The following is a 20,539-nucleotide window of genomic DNA, read 5'->3' as shown; positions in this document are numbered from 1 at the left end:
GGCTGTAAATCCGTATTTCTGGGGCTCCCGGTGACCTGCGAGATCGTCTCTTTCGCTCGTTCCAGAACTCGACAGGTAATGATCCACTTGCTGTTCCTTGACTTTTTCTTGGAAATATGCGTGGAATCAGCGCCGGGTGGCCGCCGCCCAGCGATCCAGCACGATCGCGGCGCCCCCGGAGTCGATCGCCGCGCACGCCCGCTCGTACGCCGCCCCGAGCCCCGGCACTCCCACCCCGCTCGCCGCCGCCAGCGCCGCGGCGGCGTTCAGGCAGACGATGTCGCGCACCGGACCCCGAGCCCCCTCCAGGACCTCCCGCGCCACCCTGGCGTTGTGCGCCGCGTCCGCGCCCCGCAGATCGTCGGCGCTCGCCCTGGGAATCCCCAGTGACAGCGGGTCGAACCGGCTCGACGTGACCGCCCCGTCCCTCACCTCCCAGATGGTGGAAGGCCCCGTCGTGGTCAGCTCGTCCAGCCCGTCGTCCCCCCTGAACACCAGCGACGAGCAGCCCCGCGCCGCCAGCACCCCCGCGATCACTGGCGCCATCCGAGGATGGAACACCCCCACCGCCTGGGCGGCGGGCCTGGCGGGGTTGACGAGCGGCCCGAGGAAGTTGAAGACCGTCGGCACCCCTAGCTCCTTCCTCGGACCCGTGGTGAGCCGGAACGCGGGATGATAGTGCGGGGCGAACAGGAACGTGATCCCCGCCTCGGCCGCCACCCTGGCCGCCGCCCGAGGCGACAGGTCGATCACGACGCCGAGCGCCTCCAGCACGTCGGCGGCGCCCGAGGACGACGTGGCCGCCCTTCCCCCGTGCTTGACGACCCGCGCGCCCGCAGCCGCGGCCACGATCGCCGCCATCGTGGAGATGTTCACGGTGTGGGCCTGGTCGCCGCCCGTGCCGACGAGATCGACAGCGTCGGAGGGGATGTCCAGCGGGGTGGCGCCGTCGAGCAGCGCCGAGGCCAGCCCCGACACCTCCTCGACGGTCTCGCCCTTGGCGCGCAGCGCGACGGCGAGTCCGGCGATCTGCGCGTCGGTCGCCGCGCCGGCCATGATCTGTCCCATCGCCCACGCGGTGTCCTCTGCGCGCAGCGATCCACCGTCGAGAAGCGTGCCGAGAAGAGCGGGCCAGGTCGTCATGTGAGCCTCCAGTCGAGCGGACGAGGAGGCCAACCCATCGATGACCCCCTCGCGAGGGCGGTCATCGGACATCGCGCACGGACCGCCTAGGAGACGGGCCACCAGGAACGCGCGATCATGACATGACATGCTACCGGCATGGCGGTGCAGGGCGACCCGAGCGCGCTGATCTTCTTCAGGGCCGCCGTGCAGGCGGAGACGGCGGTGCCGGGGTTCACCGACGTCTCCGAGCTGCTGTTCTCCTGATCTGCGGAAAGGGATGAGGCGGTCGGCGGGTTCGGTGCGTATCCGAAGGTGAGAGAAAACTCGAGGAGAGTTTTGCTCCGGGCGGTCAGAAGCCACGGGCGCCGCCAGGATTAGACTCCCCTTGAATCCCTGCAGGGTTTTTGAAATGGATCAGACATGGACAAAGAGGCCACAGCGGTGATCTCGGGCGTCGTGGATGTGCGTGACGTCCCGCTGAGCAGTCTGTGTGAGAAAGACCTGTGCGACACCGAGCTGGCGAGCACGCTGCGCCGCGTCGTCCCCGATACCCCCAGGATCTCCGTGGCGGCGTTCAACTCCTCCATCTGACGGGAGGGCGGCGATGGTGCCGTTCCGCCAGTTCGTCCTCAAGGTCCACAGCAGGTGCGACCTGGCCTGCGACCACTGCTACGTGTACGAGCACGCCGACCAGAGCTGGCGACGACGGCCCAAGGTGATGGCGCGGGAGACGATCGCCTGGAGCGCGCTGCGCATCGCCGAGCACGTCAAGACCCACGCTCTCGACCAGGTCACGGTCGTGCTCCACGGCGGTGAGCCCCTGCTGGCCGGGCATGACAGGCTGCAGGCCGTCGCCGAGGCGATCGCGGCGGCGCTGACCGGCACGTGCCGTCTCGACCTGCGTGTCCACACCAACGGGCTGCTGCTCGACGACGACTTCCTCGACCTGTTCGAGGAGAAGGGCGTCAAGGTGGGGGTCTCGCTCGACGGCGACCGGGCCGCCCACGACCGGCACAGGCGCTACGCCGACGGCAGGGGCAGCCACGACAGGGTGCTCGGCAAGCTGGCCCTGCTGCGAGGGCGCCCGCACCTCTACGCGGGGCTGCTGTGCACGGTCGACGTGGCCAACGACCCGATCGCCGTCTACGAGGCGCTGGTCGAGCAGGCGCCGCCACGGGTCGACTTCCTGCTCAAGCACGCCACCTGGGACGAACCACCCGAGAGCGGAGCGGGCGACTGGCTCATCGCGGTGTTCGACAGGTGGGTCGCGGACGGAAGGCCGATGGCCGTGCGGATGTTCGACTCGATCGAGTCGACGTCGCGGGGCGGTCCCAGCATGACCGAGGCGCTCGGCCTGGAGCCGAGCGATCTGGTGGTCGTCGAGACCGACGGCGCCTACGAACAGGTCGACTCGCTGAAGGCGGCCTACGACGGCGCGCCGGAGACGGGGCTCGACGTGTTCGGCCACACCCTCGACGAGGTGGCGCGGCACCCGGGGATCGCGGCGCGGCAGCGCGGGATCGACGGGCTCGCCGAGGCGTGCGTGAGGTGCCCCGTCGTCGACAGCTGTGGCGGTGGGCTCTACCCCCACCGCTACAAGGAGGGCGGCTTCGCCAACCCGAGCGTGTACTGCGCCGACCTGCTCAAGCTGATCACGCATGTGCGGGGGCGGCTGCGCCGTACGCACGAGCTGACGTCGGGGCAGCTCGGCGAGCTGGCCGCGGGCCACGGCAGCGCGGAGGCCGTGGCGGCGCTGGCCGCGGGCCAGGTCAGCCTGCGCAGGCTGGCGCTGACGAAGGCGGCAGGGCCAGGCCCCGCGTGGCGGCTGCTGACGGCGATCGACGACGAGCACCCCGCCGCGCTGGCCGCCGTGCTCGACCACCCGTACGTGCGCGCATGGGCGGTGAGGAGGCTCGCCGGTACCGCAGGCCCCGCCCACCTCGGCAACGTCGCCGCGGCGGCCGCGGTCAGGGCGGGCGTCACGGCCGAGGTCGAGGTCGAGGTGCTCGCGGGCGTCGCCTACCTGCCCGGTCTGGGCGCGCTCACCGGCATGAGCGGCGCCATGGTGCGAATCGACCGCGGCGGGGCCTGGGCCGAGGGAGCGACGTGGGAGCCCCTGCGGCGGCTCACGGCCATGGGCATCGACGTGGCGCTCGAGGACCTCGACCCCTACAGGGACTGCCACCAGTGGACGCCCGCCTCGCGGCTGGACGGGGAGCGGGCGGCGGCGTGGCAGGAGCGGTTCGCCGCGGCGGTCCAGGTGATCGCGCGTGACCATCCCGCCTACCTGCCGGCCATCAGGGCGGGCCTGACCACGCTGACCCCGCTCGACCAGGCCGCGGGTACCACCAGCTCGGCCGCGGGGCACGCGTTCGGCGCGATCGCCACGACGCTGCCCCCTGACTCGGAGACGCTCGCGTTGCTGCTCATGCACGAGTTCCAGCACGTGAAGCTGGGCGGCGTGCTCGACCTGTTCGACCTGTTCGACGAGCGGGACGCCAGGCTCTTCTACGCGCCGTGGCGCGACGACCCGCGCCCGCTGGAGGGCCTGCTGCAGGGCGCCTACGCCCATCTGGCCGTCACCGACTTCTGGCGGAGGCGCGACCCGCTCGCCTTCGCCCGCTGGCGCGCGGACACCGCCATGGCCATCGAGACCCTGCTCGGCGCGGGCTCGCTCACGTCGCTGGGAGCGGCGTTCGTGGCGGGTATGAGGGCGGCCGTCCTGCCCTGGCTGGACGAGCCGGTCCCCGTGGAGGCCGAGCGCGGCGCGCAGGCGGAACGGGCGGCGCACCGCGCCAGGTTCGGATGACGAGGCAGGAGCTGTCCGCCCACCTGAGGCGGTTGGGCGTGGCCTCGGGTCAGGTCCTGCTCGTCCACAGCGCGCTGAGCAGGATCGGCGACGTCACGCCCGCGACGGCGGCGGTGGCGCTGCGGGAGGCCGTCGGCGAGGAGGGCACGCTCGTGGTGCCCACGCAGACCGCCCACAACTCCGACACCTCCCGTGAGCACCTGGACCGGATCGCGGGCATGTCGCCAGGGGAGATCGCCGCCTTCCGCGCCACGATGCCGCCCTTCGACCCTCTCACCACCCCTTCCACCGGCATGGGACGGCTCGCCGAGCACATCAGGACCACCGAGGGCGCCGTGCGCAGCGCGCACCCGCAGACCTCGTTCGCCGCGCTCGGGCCCATGGCCGCCAAGCTCATGGACGACCACGCCCGCGACTGTCACCTGGGGGAACGCTCCCCGCTGGCCAGGCTCTACGAGGCGAACGCGTGGATCCTGCTCATGGGCGTCGGCTACACCTCCTGTACGGCGCTGCACCTGGCCGAGTACCGCCTCCCCGACCCGCCGACCAGGACCTACCGGTGCGTGGTGGAGGAAGGCTGGTGGGAGTACAGGGACGTCGACCTGCGCGACGCTCACCTGGCGGCGCTCGGCGCCGACCTAGACAAAACGGATTTCTCTCAGAAAGGCGGCATTGGACGGGCAGAATGTCGTCTGCTGCCTCTTGCGTCGGCGGTGGATTTCGCAGTGAATTGGCTTGCCGTGAAATAGAAAGGAGGCGGGTTGCCCGAATCCCCGTACTTCTTTCTGAGCTACCGGCGCAACGACGTGAGCGACCTCTGGGTCGCTCGATTCTTCAAACACGTGTCCGACGACGTGCGCGCGGTCGCCAACGTCGAGCACCCCGGCTTCATGGACAGACAGGTGCCCGTCGGCGGCATCTGGCCCGCGCACGTCTCCCAGGCGCTGTCCACCTGCAGGGTGTTCGTGCCCGTCTACTCGATGACCTACTTCGACAGCGAGCACTGCGGCAAGGAGTGGGGCGCGTTCAGCCGCCGCTGCGGTCCGGGATCCGAGGCGATCCTGCCGGTGCTGTGGGCCCCGCTGTACGACACGGTGGTGCCCGAATGCGCGGGCATTCTCAACTACGAGCACGTCGCCTTCGGTAAGGAGTACGCGAAAAGCGGCATCTACGGCGTCATGAAACTGCGCCGCTTCCGCGAGGCGTACAAGGAGGGCGTCTGGTGGCTGGCGCGCAGGATCATCGAGGTCGGCAGGACCGTGGAGGTGCCCTACCAGGCCATCCCCGACTACCGCGAGCAGCCGAACGCGTTCGCGACCGTCGAGACCGGCAGGCCGTACCACGTGACGGTGGTCGCGCCGCGTCTGGGCGCGCTGCCCGGTGACAGGGACCCCGGCTTCTACGGCAGGTCGCCGCTCGACTGGAACCCCTTCGCGGGACCCGGCACGCTCGCCGAGGCGGCGGCCGAGGTCGTCAGGAGGCAGGGCCTGCGACCCGTCGTCGGCACGCTCGACGAGCACGCCGACCGCGACGGCGAGCAGGGCGTCGTGCTGCTCGACCCGTGGGCGCTGGCCGACAAGGGAGTGAGAGAGGCGGTGGCCGAGCTGAGGGCTCCCGTGCTCGTCCCGTGGCACGACGGCGACCTCCAGAGCGCGTCGGAGCGCGGGCGGCTGGAGGGCGCGCTGCGCGAGACGGTGGAGGCCAGGCCGATCTCCGATCTGGACGCGCTGGCCGAGCTGATCAGGCAGGCGGAGTGGCGGCGGCTGCGTGAGGCCCCCGGCTATCCACCGCCTGGTCCTTCGAGCGAGAAGCCGAGGTTGAGCGGCCCCGAGGAGTGGTCATGAGCGAGGGCAGGATCATCACGTTCTACTCCTACAAGGGCGGCACGGGGCGCACGATGGCGCTGGCCAACGTCGCCTGGATCCTTGCCGCCAACGGCAGAAAGGTGCTGGCGCTCGACTGGGACCTCGAATCGCCCGGCCTGCACAGGTTCTTCCACCCCTTCCTCGACACGGGGGTGATCAGCGCGACGCCCGGCGTCATCGAGCTGATCACCGACTACGCCTTCGCCGCCCTGCAGCCGGTCGAGCGGGCACCGGACTGGCACCTGGAGTACACGCAGGTGCTGCCGAGGGCGGTGTCCCTGGAGTACGAGCACTTCCCCGGCAGCGGCACCATCGACTTCATCTCGGCGGGCCGCCAGAACCGCGACTACTCCTCGCTGCTGTCCACCTTCGACTGGGACAACTTCTACGAAAGGCTCGGTGGCGGCGTCTTCCTCGACGCGCTGCGGGCCGACATGCGCCGCCACTACGACTACGTGCTGATCGACAGCCGCACGGGGCTCAGCGACATCGCCGACATCTGCACCGTGCACTTCCCCGACACGCTCGTCGACTGCTTCACGCTCAGCGACCAGAGCATCGACGGCGCGGCGGCCGTGGCCAGGCACATCGACCAGCGCTACCGCGACAGGGGCATCAGGATCCTGCCGGTCCCGATGCGCATCGAGTCGGGCGAGAAGAAGAAGCTCGACGCGGGGCGGGCGCTGGCGCGCAGGCGCTTCGCCGGGTTCCCCAAGGGTGTGGACGCCGAGGAGTACTGGGCCACCATCGAGATCCCCTACGTGCCCTTCTACGCCTACGAGGAGACGCTGGCCACCTTCGGCGAGGTGGCCGCCTCGCCCTCGTCGATCCTTTCCGCGTACGAGCGGCTGACCTCCGCGCTCACCGACGGCGACGTCAGCGGGCTGCCGCAGGTCTCCGAGGAGGTGCGCGCCCAGGTCCTGTCGCTGTTCGAGCGCAGGGCGCCCGACCCCGAGGAGGAGGGGACGCTGGCGCTCAGCTACGTCCCCGAGGACAGGATGTGGGCCGACTGGGTGGCGGCGCTGCTGCGCAGGAGCGGCATGAAGGTCGTCGTCGTCAGCGCCGACCTGCCCGACTGGGAGCAGACGCTGTCCGGCGCGGCCAGGGTCGCCGCCCTGGTCTCGCCCGCCTACCAGCGCTCGCCCAGGACCAGGCACTTCCTCGACGAGCCGCCGCCCCACGTGACGATCAGGGTCGGTGACCTGCCCACCGAGGAGGGCGTCCGCATCGACCGGCTCGTGGAGAGCGAGGCGGCGCAGATGCTGCTGCAGGTCTTCGGCAGGGCAGGACAGGCTCCCGAGCATCCGGCCGAGCCCGCCCCGCTCGGTCCCCGCTACCCCGGCACCCCGCCGCGAGTGTGGAACCTGCCGCCGCGCAACGCCGCCTTCACCGGGCGCGCGGCCGTGCTGGAGGAGCTGCGCAACCAGCTCGTCGGCACCGGGCAGGCGGTGGTGCTGCCCATGGCCCTGTACGGCCTCGGCGGCGTCGGCAAGACGCAGGTCGCGCTGGAGTACGCCTACCGCTTCATGGCCGACTACGACCTCGTGTGGTGGGTGTCGGCGGAGGAGAGCGCGGGCATCTCCGACAACTTCCTCGACGAGCTCGCTCCCCGGCTCGGGATCAAGCCGGAGGAGGCGACGGTCAAGGCCGTGCTGGAGAGCCTGCGGCGCGGCGAGCCGTACCAGAGGTGGCTGTTGATCTTCGACAATGCCACCGAGCTGGCCGAGCTCGCCGACCACCTGCCCGTCGGGGCCGCGGGCCATGTGCTGATCACCTCGCGCAACCCCGCGTGGTCGAGCGTGGCGGCGCCGCTGGAGGTGGACGTCTTCAGCAGGGACGAGAGCGTGGAACACCTGCGCGGCCAGGTGCAGGGACTGCCGGAGAACGACGCGGAGAAGGTGGCCGCGGCGCTGGGTTTCCTGCCGCTGGCGGTCGACCAGGCGGGCGCGTGGCTGCGCGAGACCGGCATGCCCGCCGGCGACTACGTCGAGCTGCTCGAAAGCGAGCTGACCAGGGCGCTGCCCACCTTCAGGGGACCCAAGCCGGTGGCCGCGACATGGAACGTCTCGCTCGACCAGCTCATGCGCCGCTCGCCCGCGGCGGTGCGGCTGCTGCAGCTGTGCGCGTTCTTCTCGGCCGACCCGATCTCGATGACCATGATCTACAGCGACGAGATGGTGCGGCTGCTGCGCGAGCACGATGACAGCCTGCGCGAGAAGCTCATGCTCGGCAGCGTGATCAGGGAGATCAGCAGGTTCGCGCTCGCGCGGGTGGACCAGAGCGACAACACCATCCAGGTGCACCGCCTGGTGCAGGCCGTCATCCGCAGCCAGATGGACGAGGAGGCCCAGACCCGCGCCTGCCATGACGTGCACACCGTGCTCGTCGGCGCGCGCCCGCGCCAGGGCGACGTGGACGACCCGGAGAACTGGCCCCGCTACAGCCTGATCTGGCCGCACCTGACCCCTTCGCGGGCGGCCGAGTGCGGCGACGAGGACACCCGGCAGCTCCTCATCGACTCGGTCCGCTACTCGTGGAAGCGCGGCAACTTCGAACGCGCGCTGGAACGTGGCCGCCAGCTGGAGCAGGCCTGGCTGGACGCGCACGGGCCCGACCACTGGCAGACGCTCTACCTGCGCTTCCACCTGGCCAACGTGCTCAGGTCGCAGGGGCGGTACAAGGCGGCGAGGGACGAGGACGAGCAGGTCGTCGCGATGCAGCGGGCCACGCTCGGCGAGCGGCACCCGCACACGCTCATGACCTCGGGCAGCCTGGCCGCCGACCTGCGCGGCCTCGGCGAGTTCAGGCAGGCGCTCACGCTCGACCAGAACACCTACGCCCAGTTCAAGGAGCTGTTCGGCGAGGAGCACCCGCGCACGCTGGCGGCGGCCAACAACCTGGCCGTCTCCTACCGGCTGGTCGGCGACTGCTTCTCGGCCAGACAGATCGACCAGGAGACGCTGGAGCGGCGCAGGGCGGTGCTCGGCGCGACGCATCCCTACACACTCTTCTCCCAGGCGAACCTGGCGCGCGACCACAGGGAGGCGGGCCAGTTCAGGCTGTCGGTCGAGCAACTGCGCGACACGTGGGAGAAATACAAGGACGTGCTGGGAGACGACTTCCTCGACACGCTGCGCACCGCCAAGAGCCTGGCCGTCTCGTTGCGCAAGGCGGGGGAGCAGGCCGAGGCGCTCGAGCTGGCCAAGGAGACCTACGACCGTTACGTCCTGCACTATCCGGCGTCTCCGGAGACCAGGGCGGCCGAGCTGGAGTACGCCTGCTGCCTGTCGGCGCTGGACGACAAGCCGCAGGCGCGGCGGATCGCCACGGGGATCCTCGACGACTTCCGCGCCGGCCTGGGCGCCACCCACCCCTACACGCTCGTCGTGGCCAACAACCTCATCACCTACCTGCGCGGCACAGGCGACGTAGGGCAGGCGTGCGAGCTGGGCGAGGAGACCCTGGAGGCCTTCAGGGCGCGGCTGGCGGCCGACCATCCCTTCGCCCTGTCGTGCGCCGTCAACCACGCCAACTGCCTCGGCGACCTCGGCGATCTCGGGGCGGCCGAGGTGCTCGAACGCGAGACCGTGGCGCTGCTCAGGGGCGTGCTCGGCCCGCTGCACCCCGACACGCTCGCCTGCCGGGCCAACCTCGCGATCACCCTGCACTCGGCGGGCCAGCAGCGCGAGGTCATCGGGCTGATGACGGACGTGCTGGGCGCCGGCCACCCCAACATCGAGTCGCTGCGCGAATGGCGGCGCATCAACAGGGATCTCGAACCCCAGCCGACGTGACGAGCCAGCGCAGCACGTCGGGCAGCACCGACAGCGCGCCGAAGTGGGCCGCTCCCGGCTCCACGGCCATGACGGAGCCGGGGATCCGCTCGCCGAGCCATCGGCAGTGCGCGACGGGCGAGAACACGTCGTCCTCGCCGTGCCACAGCAGCGTCGGCGTCTCGATCACCGCGGGGTCGAAGCCCCACGGGCGGGTGAAGGCCATGGCGTCGTCCACCCAGCCGTCCGCCGAGTGCCGCAGGCCCTCGGCGAAGTTGCGCCACAGCATCTTCCTGATGCCGTCGTCGGCCACCACCCTGCGGTCGGCCTCCGGCAGTTCGTGGAACAGGCCCGCGACGAGCTGGGCGGGGTTGGCCCTGATCCGCGCGGCGGCCTGGCCGAGGCGTTCGGCGATCACGTCGTAGCCGGCGGAGGCGGCGCTGTACTCGACCACGTTCGACTCGGCCATCCCGTCGAACCAGTCGAGACCCTCGGCGGTACGCGGGGCGAGGCCCACGAGCACGGCGGCCTTCGAGGTGCGCTCGGGCAGCAGTGCGGCGCAGGCGAGGGCGTGCGGCCCGCCGCCCGATCTGCCCACGACGGCGAACGTGTCCAGGCCGAGAGCGTCGGCGACCGCGCTGACGTCGTCGACCGCGTCGCTGACCCGCCGTCCGCGCGCGGGGTCGGACCCGCCGTAGCCGGGACGGTCGAAGGTGATCAGCCGGACGCCGAGCCGGTACAGCACCGGGGCTCGCGGCCTGGGGCCCAGCCTGCTGCCGGGGGTGCCGTGCAGCAGGAACACGGGGCGGCCGGTGGGAGACCCCCATTCCTCGACGGCGAGTTTCCTGCCCTGGGGGGTGTGCACGATCGTCGTCACAGGTGGGTTTATGCCCAGAATCCAGGGGCACTCGTACGGCTGGCATAACGGGCGAGACATTACAAATGTGGGCAAATATCCACGCCGGGGGAGGCATGGGTCATGGGGAAGACGGAAAAGGCGAAAAACAAGATCCAGGAGACGAAGGGCAGGATCAAGGAGGGCGTCGGTGACGCCACCGACAACGAGTCGATGCAGGCGAAGGGCAAGGCGGAAAGGGCCAAGGGCAGCCTCAAGCAGGCCGGCGAGAAGGTGAAGGACGCCTTCAAGAAGTGACGCGAAAGGCCGGTTCCGAACGATCGGGACCGGCCTTCGTCGTGTTTCTAGGGGAAAGCGGATTCTTTCTCAGGGAAGTGGATTCCACGACAGGGTGGCGTCCACCCTGCGGTGATCGGACAGCAGGCCGGAAGAGGCGGAGCCAGGGGTCCTGTACTGGACGGTCACGGTCTCCGCGGGGGAGTTCCAGTACTCCGTCTGGAACAGCACGGCGTCGATCTTCACGGGGGCGCGGTCAGGGTCGCAGGCGACGGTGGTCGGCGGCAGGGCGTTCGTGGGGACGCCGAGCACGTGGCAGAAGGTGGGCAGGTTCTCGGCGGCGCCCGCCTCGCGGAAGTGGAACGACAGCGGCGTGGTCCCCGGCAGCTGGTAGTCGGAGAAGCCGAAGTAGTTGCGCCAGGTCTGGACCTGCGCCGCCCGCTGCTGGATCTCCGGATACGAGGTGAAGGCCGGTTCGTCGAGGCGGTTGTTCATGTCTCCCGCGAGGACCAGCGGAGCGTATCGGCCGTTCTCGTCCGGGACCATGAGGTTCTCCTCGATCCTGGCGCGGATCACGCTCGCCTGGCAGTGCCTGATGTCCTCACCCGCCCACCCGGTGGTCTTGGGCAGGCAGAAGGAGGTCCAGCCGTTGTCCATCCTGGAGGTCTCCACGACGCCGCCGGTGGGGTCCAGGTGTGTGGTGCAGGCCTGCGAGTGCTGCAGCCGTAACGGGGAGTTCTCCACCGGCAGCCACGTGTGCAGGCAGTACAGCTTGTAGAGGGCGCCGTCGCCGCGGACGAAGCTGGGCAGGTCCCAGGTGGTTCCCGCCCAGGCGTCGCGCCGGGTCAGGATCGCCGAGCCGATCGCCAGGTGGCAGGTCCCCGCCGCGTAACAGGGTTCCGAGGTGCCCCGCAGCCCGAGGCATCGGGTGTACTTCGTGCTGTTGGCCTCGGTGACGAAGCCCCACCCCTTGATCTGCCAGCCGCCGGCGTCCAGCGGCTTGAGCGCGTCGCGCAGGGCGGTGAACTGGTCGTAGCAGAGCTCGCTGAGCGAGATCACGTCCGGCTGCGTCTGCCGGGCGGTGGCCGCGATGGAGTCGACGGGGATTCTGGAGCCCTTCCACCACTCGCCGCCGGCGAGGTTGAAGTGCATGACCTTCGGTCGCGCGGGTGCGGCCGCGGCCGCCGGTGAGGAGGTCAGACATAACGGGAGCAGGAGTACAACGAACAGCAGAATTCTGTGCATGGCGCACCTTTCGGGGGAGGATTCAGCCCTTGCTGCCGGTGGTCGCGATGCCTTCGATGATCTGTTTCTGCAGGATGGAGAAGATGACGATCACGGGAGCGGTCGCCAGCAGCGCTCCCGCCATGACCGTCGGGTACTCGACGTTGTGCTGGCCACTGAGCGTGGCCAGGCCCGCGGAGAGCGTCGTGCTCTCGGGATCGGTGGTGACGATGAGCGGCCACAGCAGGTCGTTCCACGACCACAGGAGGGTCAGGACGGCCAGTGCGAGCAGCCCGGGACGGCAGAGCGGCAGCAGGACCCGCCAGTAGCGGCGCAGCGGCCCGCATCCGTCGATCTCGGCCGCCTCGTCCAGCTCGCGCGGCAGCCCGGCGAAGAACTGGCGCAGCATGAAGGTGCCGAACGCGCTGAACATCCCTGGCACGACGAGCGCCGCCATCGAGTTGAGCCAGCCCAGCCGCTGCACGATGAGGAACTGCGGGATGACGAACAGCTGCGCAGGCACCATCAGCACCACCAGGAAGAGCCCGAAGAAGAACCGCCTCCCGGGGAACTCCAGGCGCGCGAAGGCGAAGGCCGCCAGCGAGCAGATGACGAGCTGTGCCACGGTACGGCCCGCGGCCATCAGCGCGGTGTTGACGAACTGCCGATCCAGGGGAACCAGCTCGAAGACCCTGGCGTAGCCGGAGGCGTCCCAGACGATGGGCAGCAGCGAGGGCGGGACCCGCACCGAGTCGGGATAGGTCTTGAACGAGGTGAGGAGCTGCCAGGCGAACGGTCCCACCACCAGGACCGCGCCGATGGCCAGCACCACGTAGGAGACGACGAGAGCGCCACGACGGCTAGCCACGGTGCACCCACCTGCGCTGGAGCCGGAACTGCAGGACGGTCAGCAGCCCGACGACCACGAACAGCAGGACGGCGATGGCCGCGCCGTATCCGGGATCGTTCTGGACGAAGGACTTCTGGTAGAACAGGTGCACGATGGTCTGGGTGGCCGGCAGCGCGGGGCTGCCTGGCGGCATCATCAGGTACACCAGGTCGAACATCTGCAGCCCGTTGATGACCGTGATGACCGAGACGAAGAAGACGGTCGGGCTGATCATCGGCACCGTGACCGACACGAACTGCCTGACCGTCCCCGCGCCGTCGATGGCCGCGGCCTCGTAGAGCTGCCTGGGCACGGTCTGCAGCCCGGCCATGAGGATCACCAGGTTGTAGCCGAAGCCCATCCAGACGCCGATCGCCGCCAGCGCGAACATCGCCGTGCCCGGATCGGACGCCCACGACGGGCCGGCCACGCCCACCGTCGCCAGCGCCTGGTTCACCAGGCCGAAGTCGCCGTTGTAGAGGTACTGCCACAGCAGCGCGACCGCGCTCGGCATCGTGACCACCGGCAGGAAGTACAGCGTGCGGAACAGGCCGCGGCCGCGCAGCTTCCGCTGGTCGAGCAGGACGGCGAACACCAGTGCCAGGGGGACGCCCAGGAGGACAAGGCCGGTGTAGGCCAGGCTGTTGCGCAGCGCTGCCCAGACCTTCCCATCGGTCAGCAGCCGCCGGTAGTTGTCCAGCCCCGTCCAGGTGCTGTCGCCGAACGGACCCCACTCGGTGAAGCCGAAGTAGAACGTCTGCAGCATCGGCCACAGGTAGAACACCGCCAGCCCGAGCCCGAGCGGGGCGATCATGAGCAGGCCCCACCTCGCCTCCGTCGCCCTGCGGCGAGGGCGGCGCCCGCCGGGGGGAGCGGTCGCCCGGCGCGGCTCGGTGAGCGGCTGGGCGGTGGCCGTCATCGTTCGGCGCCGAGGGCGCTGTTCATGGTGGCGGCGAGCGTGGTGGCGGCCGCCTCCGGGGTGATCTCGCCGGTCCACGCCTTGGTGAGCACCGGCGCCTCCTCATCCATCCAGGCGGGCGTGTTCTTGGAGCCGGGCCAGGGGAAGGAGACGTCGAGCTGGTCGATGAAGATCTTCAGCTTGAACTGCGGTGCGGCGTCGATCCAGGCCTGCTGGGTGCCGGTGTAGGCGGGGATGAACGAGCCTGCCTTGCCGGCGATCTCGGCGGCCTCCTTGCCGCCGAGGAAGTCGGCGAACGCCGTCGCGGCCTCTTTGTGCGCGGACCTGGCCGACACGACGTTGGCCACGCCGTGGGTGACGACCGCCTTGGTCCTGCCTGCGGGCAGCGGGGCGACGTCCACGGTGTCCTTGGTGGAGGGGTTCTTGTGGAACCTGCCCGCGTACCAGCTGCCGCCGTAGTACATCGCGACCTTGCCCGACTCGAACATCACGGTCGGCTCGGTGTCGGTCATCTGCTGCTGGGTCGGGGACAGGCCGTTCTTGATGAGGTCGGTCCAGAACCTGATGCCCTCGATGGCGGCAGGCTGGTCGTAGCCCGACCTGGTGCCGTCGGGGGACAGGACGTAGCCGCCGGCCTGGGCGATGGTGTTGTAGAACCCGGCCTGGTTGTTGAGGGCGGCGGCGATGCCGTACACGCTGCCGTCCTGCTTGGTGAGCTTCTTGGCGGCGGACTGCACGTCGGCCCAGGTCCACGACGCGTCTGGGTACTTCACTCCGGCGGCGTCGAACAGCTTCTTGTTGTACCAGAGGCCGATCGTGTCGAAGTCCTTCGGCAGGCCGTACGTGGTGCCCTCGTAGGTGTAGAGGTCGACCAGCGCCTTGGGGTAGACCGACAGGTCCCGCTTGCCGGTGAGCGGGAGCAGCATGCCGTTGGAGGCGTAGAGCTTGATGTTGGAGCCGTTCATCCAGAACACGTCGGGCGCGACCCCGCCGGTGGCGGCGGCCTTCAGCTTGGCCCAGTAGTCGTCCCAGCCGGTCGTCTGGATCTTGACCTTGATGCCGGGGTGGGCCTTGGTGAATGCCGCGGCCACCTGTTCGAGGGCCGGCTGCTGGTCGACGTCCCAGATCCCGTAGGTGATCTCGACGGGACCTGCGGAGTCGGACGAGTCGCTGCCGCCGCAAGCGGCGAGCGCTGCCAGCGACGCGCCGGCGATCAGGCACGACAGGCGTCGAGCCATGTGGGCCTCCGTGGGGGATACTTTCGAGGTTTTGCATCGTAAGTATGGACACGGAGCATTAATCGTCAAGACTTAGTCATAAAGTCGCGCTCGCTCCATCGGGTCGTCGGCCGACAGCAGCAGCGCGTTGACCTCGTCGATGGCCATGCACGCGGCGCCCAGCACCACGCAGTTCTCGCCCAGAGCCGACAGGCGCAGCTCCGGCATCCGCAGGCAGAGCGGCTCCAGGGCGCGCCGCACCGGCTCCAGCAGTACGTCGCCCGACCGGGAGAAACCACCGCCCAGCACGACCAGCTCGGGGTCGAGGGTGAGCACCATGGCCGCCGTGCCCACCGCCAGGTCGCCGGCGTAGCGCTCCACCGCCGCGACCGCTTCGGGGTCGCCGTTCCTCGCCGCGCCGAACACCAGGCCCGCCACCTGGTCGGGCGGCGAGCCGGCGAACGAGGGCAGCCCTTCGAGGTGCTCGCCCATGCCCAGCCAGCGCACCGCCTCCAGCAGGCCCACCTCGCCCGCCCCGCCGCCGAACCCGTGGTGCAGCCTGCCGTCGAGGATGAGCGCGGCGCCAGGCCGCCTGCCGACGTGCAGGTAGACCAGGTCGCGCACGTCGCGGGCCACACCCATCCGCTGCTCGGCGAGCGCGGCCAGCTTGCTGTCGTTGGCGACCAGGACCGGCACGTCGAACGCCGCCTTGAAGTGCGCGGTCAGGTCGACGCCCGCCCAGTCGGGTATCGAATGGACGGTGGTCACCCGGCCCTTGCGGTTCACCACGCCCACCGTGCCCACGGCGACCGCCCAGATGTCGCGAGGGCTCAGCCCCGCCATCGACAGGCAGGCGGCGGTGGCGCGGTCCACGGCGGCCAGCCGTTCCCTGCGCGGCACGTCCGGGCTCACGGAGGTCCTGCCGCTGGCGACGACCTCGCCGTTCAGGTCGGTGATCGCGGCCAGGACCTTGTGCACGCCGATGTCGAGGCCGAGCACATGGCCCGCGTCGGACCGGAAGCGGTAGCGGCGCGCGGGCCTGCCCATGGCTCCCTGGGCCGGCGGCACCTCGGCGACCCAGCCGCGTTCGCGCAGGTCGGCGACCACCTCGACAGCCGAGGCCCGGGACAGGCCCGTTCTCTTGGACAGCTCGGCGACCGTCAGCGGCGCCGCCTCGCGCAGCACCCGAAGGCAGGCCAGCGAGTTGAGCTGGCGCAGCCTCTGGAGATCTCCTCCGCTGACTTCCACGGTCCACCTCTTGACGTGATCGGATTCCTGAGAACTAATGATGAAGTCCATTATTAGTCACCGCATCGGGGGGAGAAACAGTGGTCGTCAATCTTGCGGTGGTCGGCGCGGGCATGCGGGGCCTGCGCTACGCCCGCGAGGCGGTGCGGATCGGGAAGGGCAGGGTCGTCGCCGTCGCCGAGCCGGATCCCGGGCGGCGGCGGTCGTTCGCCGCGGAGTTCGGCGTCCCGGAGGACGGGACCTTCGCCGACTGGGCCGAGCTGGCCGCGGTGGACAGGCAGGCCGACGCGGTGGTGATCGCGACCCAGGACCGGATGCACGCGGAACCCGCCGTCGCCTTCGCGCGGCTGGGCTACCACATCCTGCTGGAGAAGCCGATGGCCCCCGAGGAGGCGGACGCGAGGGCGATCGTGGCGGCCGTGCGGGAGAACAAGGTGATCCTCGCGGTCGGCCACGTCATGCGCTACACCCCCTACACCCGCGCGATCAGGGACGTCGTGGACTCGGGCGTGCTCGGCCAGTTGGCGAGCGTGCAGCATCTGGAGCCCGTGGGCTGGTGGCACCAGGCGCACTCCTTCGTCCGCGGCGCGTGGCGGCGCGCGGACGAGTCGGGGCCGATGCTGCTCACCAAGTCCTGCCACGACATGGACTGGCTGCTGCACATCGTCGGCCTGCGCCCGGTCAGAGTCTCCTCCTTCGGCAACCTGCTGCACTTCAGGCCCGAGAACCGGCCAGAGAACGCGGGTGAGCGCTGCGTCGACTGCGCGGCCGAACCCACCTGCCCCTACTCCGCGACCCGCCTCTACCTCGGCTGTCTCGGCGACCCCTCCGCCGAGTTCTGGCCGCTGTCGGCGGTCACCACCGACGCCACGCCCGCGGGTGTCACGGCGGCACTGGCGACGGGCCCGTACGGCAGATGCGTCTACACCTGCGACAACGACGTGGTGGACCACCAGGTGGTGAACATCGAGTTCGAGGGCGGTGTCACCGCCTCGTTCACGATGACCGCCTTCACTCCGATGGAGCACCGCCGCACCCGGCTGTTCGGCAGCCACGGCCACCTGGAAGGTGACGGCAGGACGATCACGGTGGTCGACTTCCGCACGGGCGGCGAGCGGCGGATCGACGCCTACGCGGGCGGCGCCTCGATGGCAGGCGGGCACGGCGGCGGCGACACGGGCCTGACCACCGCGTTCCTCGACGCGGTCGCCACCGGCGACCAGGGCGTGCTGGGATGCGACCCCGGCGAGGCGCTCGACGGCCACCTGCTGACGTGGGCGGCCGAGCGGGCCCGCGAGACGGGGACGGTGCAGGCGCTGTGATCCCCCGACCGCTGCACGCCCACCCCGCCGACGGCCGGTTCGTCCTGGACGAGGGCACCGCGCTGCACGCCGACCCCGGCTTCGAGCGGGCCGCCCGCTGGCTGCGCGGCGTCCTCGGCGCGGCCACCGGATTCGCGCTCCCGCCGGGACCCGGCGGCATCGAGCTGCGCCACGACGGCCGCATGGGAGAGGAGGAGTACCGCCTCGCCGTACGGGCGGACCGGATCACGATCGAGGCGGGCGGGCCCGCGGGGGCCTTCTACGGCGCGCAGACGCTGCGCCAGCTCCTGCCCGCCGACGCCTTCAGAGCGGGCAGGACCACGGCGGGCCCGTGGACCGTCTCCGCCGTGACCATCGAGGACCGGCCCCGCTTCGCGTGGCGCGGCGTGCTGATCGACGTCGCCCGCAGGTTCCTGCCCAAGAACGAGCTGCTGCGCTACATCGACCTGCTGGCCATGCACAAGCTCAACGTGCTGCACCTGCACCTCACCGACGACCAGGGGTGGCGGCTGGAGATCAGGCGCTATCCGTTGCTGGTCGACGTCGGCGGCTGGCGGACCGAGTCGCCCGTCGGGTCGGTCGTCCACGGGACCTACGACGGGCGGCCGCACGGCGGCTACTACACCCAGGACGACATCAGGGAGCTCGTCGCCTACGCGGCCGACCGGTACGTCACGATCGTGCCTGAGATCGACCTGCCGGGGCACGCCCAGGCCGCCATCGCCGCCTATCCGGAGCTGGGCAACCTCGCTGAGCCGCTGCCCGTCAGGACCGAGTGGGGCGTCGGCGAGAACACCCTCAACGTGGCGGACGACACCATCGCCTTCTTCCAGGCGGTGCTGGACGAGGTCATGGAGCTGTTCCCCGGCGAGTACGTCTGCGTGGGCGGGGACGAGGCGCCCAAGGGCCAGTGGCGCGACAGCGTCGAGGCCAAGGAACGCATGCGGGAGCTGGGGCTGCGCGACGAGGACGAACTGCAGAGCTGGCTGATCGGGCAGTTCACCGAATACCTGCTGGCCAGGGGGCGCAAGCCGTACGGATGGGACGAGATCCTCGAGGGCGGCCCGCCGCGCGGCACGACCGTGGCGGCCTGGCGGGGGTCGTTCGGCGCCGTGACCGCGGCCAGGCTCGGGCACGACGTGGTGGTGTGCCCGTTCACCGCGCTGTACCTCGACTTCCGCCAGTCGGCCGACCCCGCCGAGCCCGTCCCCATCGGCAGCGTCACCACCCTGCGGGACGTGTACGAGGTCGAGCCCGTCCCGCCCGGCCTCACCCCCGAGGAGGCCGAGCGGATCATCGGCGCGCAGGCCAACCTGTGGACCGAGCACATCGATTCGCCCCGGCTGCTGGACTATATGGCCTTCCCCCGCCTGGCCGCCTTCGCCGAGATCGTCTGGGGGCCGAGGGAGCGGGACTTCGTCGACTTCGAGGACCGCCTGCGCGCCCACGAACGCCGCCTGGACGCCGTGGGCGTCGAATACCGCCCCGCCACCGGCCCCCGACCCTGGCAGTCGCGTCCCGACGCGCCCGGCCGCCCCCGCAGCCGCGCGGAGGTCGACGAGGAGGTGGCCGCCTGGACGGCCAACATCGTCGCCCGCTACGGTCCCGGACCCGGGTAAGCCCTCCTGGCCCCGCTCCCTCGGCTCGCCGTGCCCGCGCCGGCATGTCGGCGAGTTCCGAGGGAGGGGGCTCAGCAGCCGCCGAGGTCGCAGAGCTTGGCGGCCATCCGCTTGGCGTCCGCCAGGTGCTGGGCCATCGTCCGCTGCGCCTTCGCCTGGTTGTGCAGGTCCCAGTAGAGGGCAACCGCGGCGCCCTTCCTGACGGCGACGAACTTCTGCGTCTGCGCGATCGGTTGGCTCTTCGTGGGCCCGACCGTGCGCGAGCCGGTGATCGCGCCGTCGCCGATCACCGGCTGCGTGATCGTGATGCCGTCGCAGCCCTCCATGCGCTCGCGCATCTGCCGCAGCATCCTGCCCGCCCGGTCGGCGTCGGCGAACAGGAAGACCTGCTCGCCCCACTTGGAGTCGGTCCTCTCCCCGCCGCCGATCTCCGGGTCGTACGAGACGTCCCTGCGGTCGATCCAGCCCCGGAGCTTGGAGTCGTCGCACTGGAGGTTCTCGACCTCGATCAGGTCGCGGTTCTCTCCCTCGTTGACGTACCAGTGCTTGTGCTTGACGTCCTTGCGCGCCTCCTTCTCGTACTGCAGGAAGTTCTTCGGGATGGACGTGCTCTCTGCCACGGCGGGCTGGCTCGTGAGCGCCCCCGCCACCGCGACCCCCGCCAGCACCAGTGCGATCCGCATGGTTGTGCCTCCCCGTTATGTGGATCTTTGTCGGGGTTAGATGGCATGCGGAGACGAAATGTTCACTGGAGTGTGTCAGAGACCATCCGGGGAGCGGTCTGACCTCGGCGCTGGGCATCGTGGCCCGCCGGCGGTAGATCAGAGCGTCAGCGGCGCGGTGCCCGCTCCGGGTCGAAGACGGTGAGCTGGTCCTGGTCGGTCGGCAGTCGCAACCGCCGGCGGACCCGCTGGATGCGTTCGGCGTTCCTGGCCTGGTCGTCGATGCCCAGGCGCGCCCTTCGCTCAAGCCGGTCCTGGACGATCACGCCGAGCGCCGCGTCGCGCCACTTCTTCCACGTCTTCGGGCGCTTGACCTCGAGACGCAGCACAGCGGACTCTTCGGCCGTCTCGTCGACGACGCCCGTGATCGCGATGAGCGTCTGGCTCACGTGCCGCCTGTTGGCACGATGAGGGGCGCTCTTGTTCCGGCGGATGGCCTTGCGGGAGCTCTTGTCGTTCTCGCCGTAGTCGTTCCGGCGGTCCTTGGTATAGCTCAGCAGCTTCTTCTCCTGCGGACTTCTGCGCCTGCTGATCGCCTTCACCACCCTTGGTCGCCCGTTGACCCCAATGTAGCGACGCCGCGGTCGTGGGGCTCCAGCGCTTGGTGGCCGGCTAGATGAATGAGTCCAAGGGGTTTGGGCGCGTTCAGTGGTCGTAGGCGATCAGGGAGCGTTT

General features: G+C 70.4%; 17 protein-coding genes. 8 read left to right on the top strand and 9 right to left on the bottom strand.

Annotated elements, in window-relative coordinates:
• Nucleotides 1-126 precede the first annotated feature (126 nt).
• Nucleotides 127-1,143, bottom strand: a complete 1,017-nt coding sequence (gene trpD / locus ACFSKW_RS43470; RefSeq protein ID WP_379580342.1) for an anthranilate phosphoribosyltransferase — start codon at nucleotides 1,141-1,143, stop codon at nucleotides 127-129.
• Nucleotides 1,144-1,545: 402 nt separating this feature from the next.
• Here trpD and fxsA point away from each other — a divergent pair, with 402 nt between their 5' ends.
• The 5 genes from fxsA to fxsT are packed head-to-tail and all read left to right on the top strand — an operon-like array spanning nucleotide 1,546 to nucleotide 9,593.
• Nucleotides 1,546-1,716, top strand: coding sequence for an FxSxx-COOH cyclophane-containing RiPP peptide (gene fxsA / locus ACFSKW_RS43465; RefSeq protein WP_379580341.1), 171 nt, complete (start codon nucleotides 1,546-1,548; stop codon nucleotides 1,714-1,716).
• Between the two features lie 13 nt (nucleotides 1,717-1,729).
• A complete protein-coding gene (locus ACFSKW_RS43460; RefSeq protein ID WP_379580340.1) occupies nucleotides 1,730-3,934 on the top strand; it encodes an FxsB family cyclophane-forming radical SAM/SPASM peptide maturase in 2,205 nt (734 codons plus the stop codon).
• On the top strand, nucleotides 3,931-4,683 hold the full coding sequence (locus ACFSKW_RS43455; protein ID WP_379580339.1) for an AAC(3) family N-acetyltransferase: 753 nt from the start codon (nucleotides 3,931-3,933) through the stop codon (nucleotides 4,681-4,683). Before ACFSKW_RS43460 ends, ACFSKW_RS43455 begins: the two co-directional genes overlap by 4 nt.
• A gap of 12 nt (nucleotides 4,684-4,695) precedes the next feature.
• Nucleotides 4,696-5,778, top strand: coding sequence for a TIR-like protein FxsC (locus ACFSKW_RS43450; RefSeq protein WP_379580338.1), 1,083 nt, complete (start codon nucleotides 4,696-4,698; stop codon nucleotides 5,776-5,778).
• Nucleotides 5,775-9,593, top strand: coding sequence for an FxSxx-COOH system tetratricopeptide repeat protein (gene fxsT / locus ACFSKW_RS43445; protein WP_379580337.1), 3,819 nt, complete (start codon nucleotides 5,775-5,777; stop codon nucleotides 9,591-9,593). Before ACFSKW_RS43450 ends, fxsT begins: the two co-directional genes overlap by 4 nt.
• On the opposite strand, the gene ACFSKW_RS43440 is transcribed toward fxsT, so the two are convergent.
• The gene (locus ACFSKW_RS43440; protein WP_379580336.1) at nucleotides 9,562-10,449 is read right to left on the bottom strand and encodes an alpha/beta fold hydrolase; all 888 of its coding nucleotides are present in this window, start codon (nucleotides 10,447-10,449) and stop codon (nucleotides 9,562-9,564) included. The two genes, fxsT and ACFSKW_RS43440, sit on opposite strands and share 32 nt — an antisense overlap.
• 102 nt (nucleotides 10,450-10,551) lie before the next feature.
• Between ACFSKW_RS43440 and ACFSKW_RS43435 the strand changes: the two genes are divergently transcribed.
• Nucleotides 10,552-10,725 (top strand): CsbD family protein, encoded by a 174-nt coding sequence (locus ACFSKW_RS43435; RefSeq protein WP_379580335.1) that lies wholly within the window; start codon nucleotides 10,552-10,554, stop codon nucleotides 10,723-10,725.
• A gap of 69 nt (nucleotides 10,726-10,794) precedes the next feature.
• Here ACFSKW_RS43435 and ACFSKW_RS43430 read toward each other — a convergent pair whose 3' ends face one another.
• The 5 genes from ACFSKW_RS43430 to ACFSKW_RS43410 all read right to left on the bottom strand — a co-directional run bounded on the left by ACFSKW_RS43430 (nucleotide 10,795) and on the right by ACFSKW_RS43410 (nucleotide 16,201).
• On the bottom strand, nucleotides 10,795-11,856 hold the full coding sequence (locus tag ACFSKW_RS43430; RefSeq protein ID WP_379580334.1) for an endonuclease/exonuclease/phosphatase family protein: 1,062 nt from the start codon (nucleotides 11,854-11,856) through the stop codon (nucleotides 10,795-10,797).
• A 115-nt stretch (nucleotides 11,857-11,971) separates the two neighbouring features.
• Nucleotides 11,972-12,796: a carbohydrate ABC transporter permease gene (locus ACFSKW_RS43425; RefSeq protein ID WP_379580333.1), complete on the bottom strand. Its 825-nt coding sequence runs from the start codon at nucleotides 12,794-12,796 to the stop codon at nucleotides 11,972-11,974.
• Nucleotides 12,789-13,736 (bottom strand): carbohydrate ABC transporter permease, encoded by a 948-nt coding sequence (locus tag ACFSKW_RS43420; RefSeq protein ID WP_379580332.1) that lies wholly within the window; start codon nucleotides 13,734-13,736, stop codon nucleotides 12,789-12,791. Before ACFSKW_RS43420 ends, ACFSKW_RS43425 begins: the two co-directional genes overlap by 8 nt.
• The gene (locus ACFSKW_RS43415; RefSeq protein ID WP_379580331.1) at nucleotides 13,733-14,974 is read right to left on the bottom strand and encodes an ABC transporter substrate-binding protein; all 1,242 of its coding nucleotides are present in this window, start codon (nucleotides 14,972-14,974) and stop codon (nucleotides 13,733-13,735) included. Before ACFSKW_RS43415 ends, ACFSKW_RS43420 begins: the two co-directional genes overlap by 4 nt.
• A gap of 72 nt (nucleotides 14,975-15,046) precedes the next feature.
• A complete protein-coding gene (locus ACFSKW_RS43410) occupies nucleotides 15,047-16,201 on the bottom strand; it encodes an ROK family transcriptional regulator (RefSeq protein ID WP_379580330.1) in 1,155 nt (384 codons plus the stop codon).
• An 80-nt stretch (nucleotides 16,202-16,281) separates the two neighbouring features.
• On the opposite strand from ACFSKW_RS43410, the gene ACFSKW_RS43405 reads away from it, so the two are divergent.
• Both ACFSKW_RS43405 and ACFSKW_RS43400 read left to right on the top strand, forming a co-directional pair.
• Entirely contained in the window at nucleotides 16,282-17,523 is a 1,242-nt protein-coding gene (locus ACFSKW_RS43405) for a Gfo/Idh/MocA family protein (protein ID WP_379580329.1), read from the top strand.
• On the top strand, nucleotides 17,436-19,142 hold the full coding sequence (locus tag ACFSKW_RS43400; RefSeq protein WP_379580328.1) for a beta-N-acetylhexosaminidase: 1,707 nt from the start codon (nucleotides 17,436-17,438) through the stop codon (nucleotides 19,140-19,142). The genes ACFSKW_RS43405 and ACFSKW_RS43400 overlap by 88 nt, the downstream gene beginning before the upstream one ends.
• 71 nt (nucleotides 19,143-19,213) lie before the next feature.
• Here the strand turns inward: ACFSKW_RS43400 and ACFSKW_RS43395 are convergent, their stop codons facing one another.
• A complete protein-coding gene (locus ACFSKW_RS43395) occupies nucleotides 19,214-19,825 on the bottom strand; it encodes a hypothetical protein (RefSeq protein WP_379580327.1) in 612 nt (203 codons plus the stop codon).
• 146 nt (nucleotides 19,826-19,971) lie between these two features.
• On the bottom strand, nucleotides 19,972-20,406 hold the full coding sequence (locus ACFSKW_RS43390) for a hypothetical protein (RefSeq protein WP_379580326.1): 435 nt from the start codon (nucleotides 20,404-20,406) through the stop codon (nucleotides 19,972-19,974).
• Between the last annotated feature and the right edge of the window lie 133 nt (nucleotides 20,407-20,539).

The organism is Nonomuraea mangrovi (assembly GCF_042681425.1).
Taxonomy (GTDB): domain Bacteria; phylum Actinomycetota; class Actinomycetes; order Streptosporangiales; family Streptosporangiaceae; genus Nonomuraea; species Nonomuraea mangrovi.
This window is presented reverse-complemented; position numbering and strand designations above follow the sequence as displayed.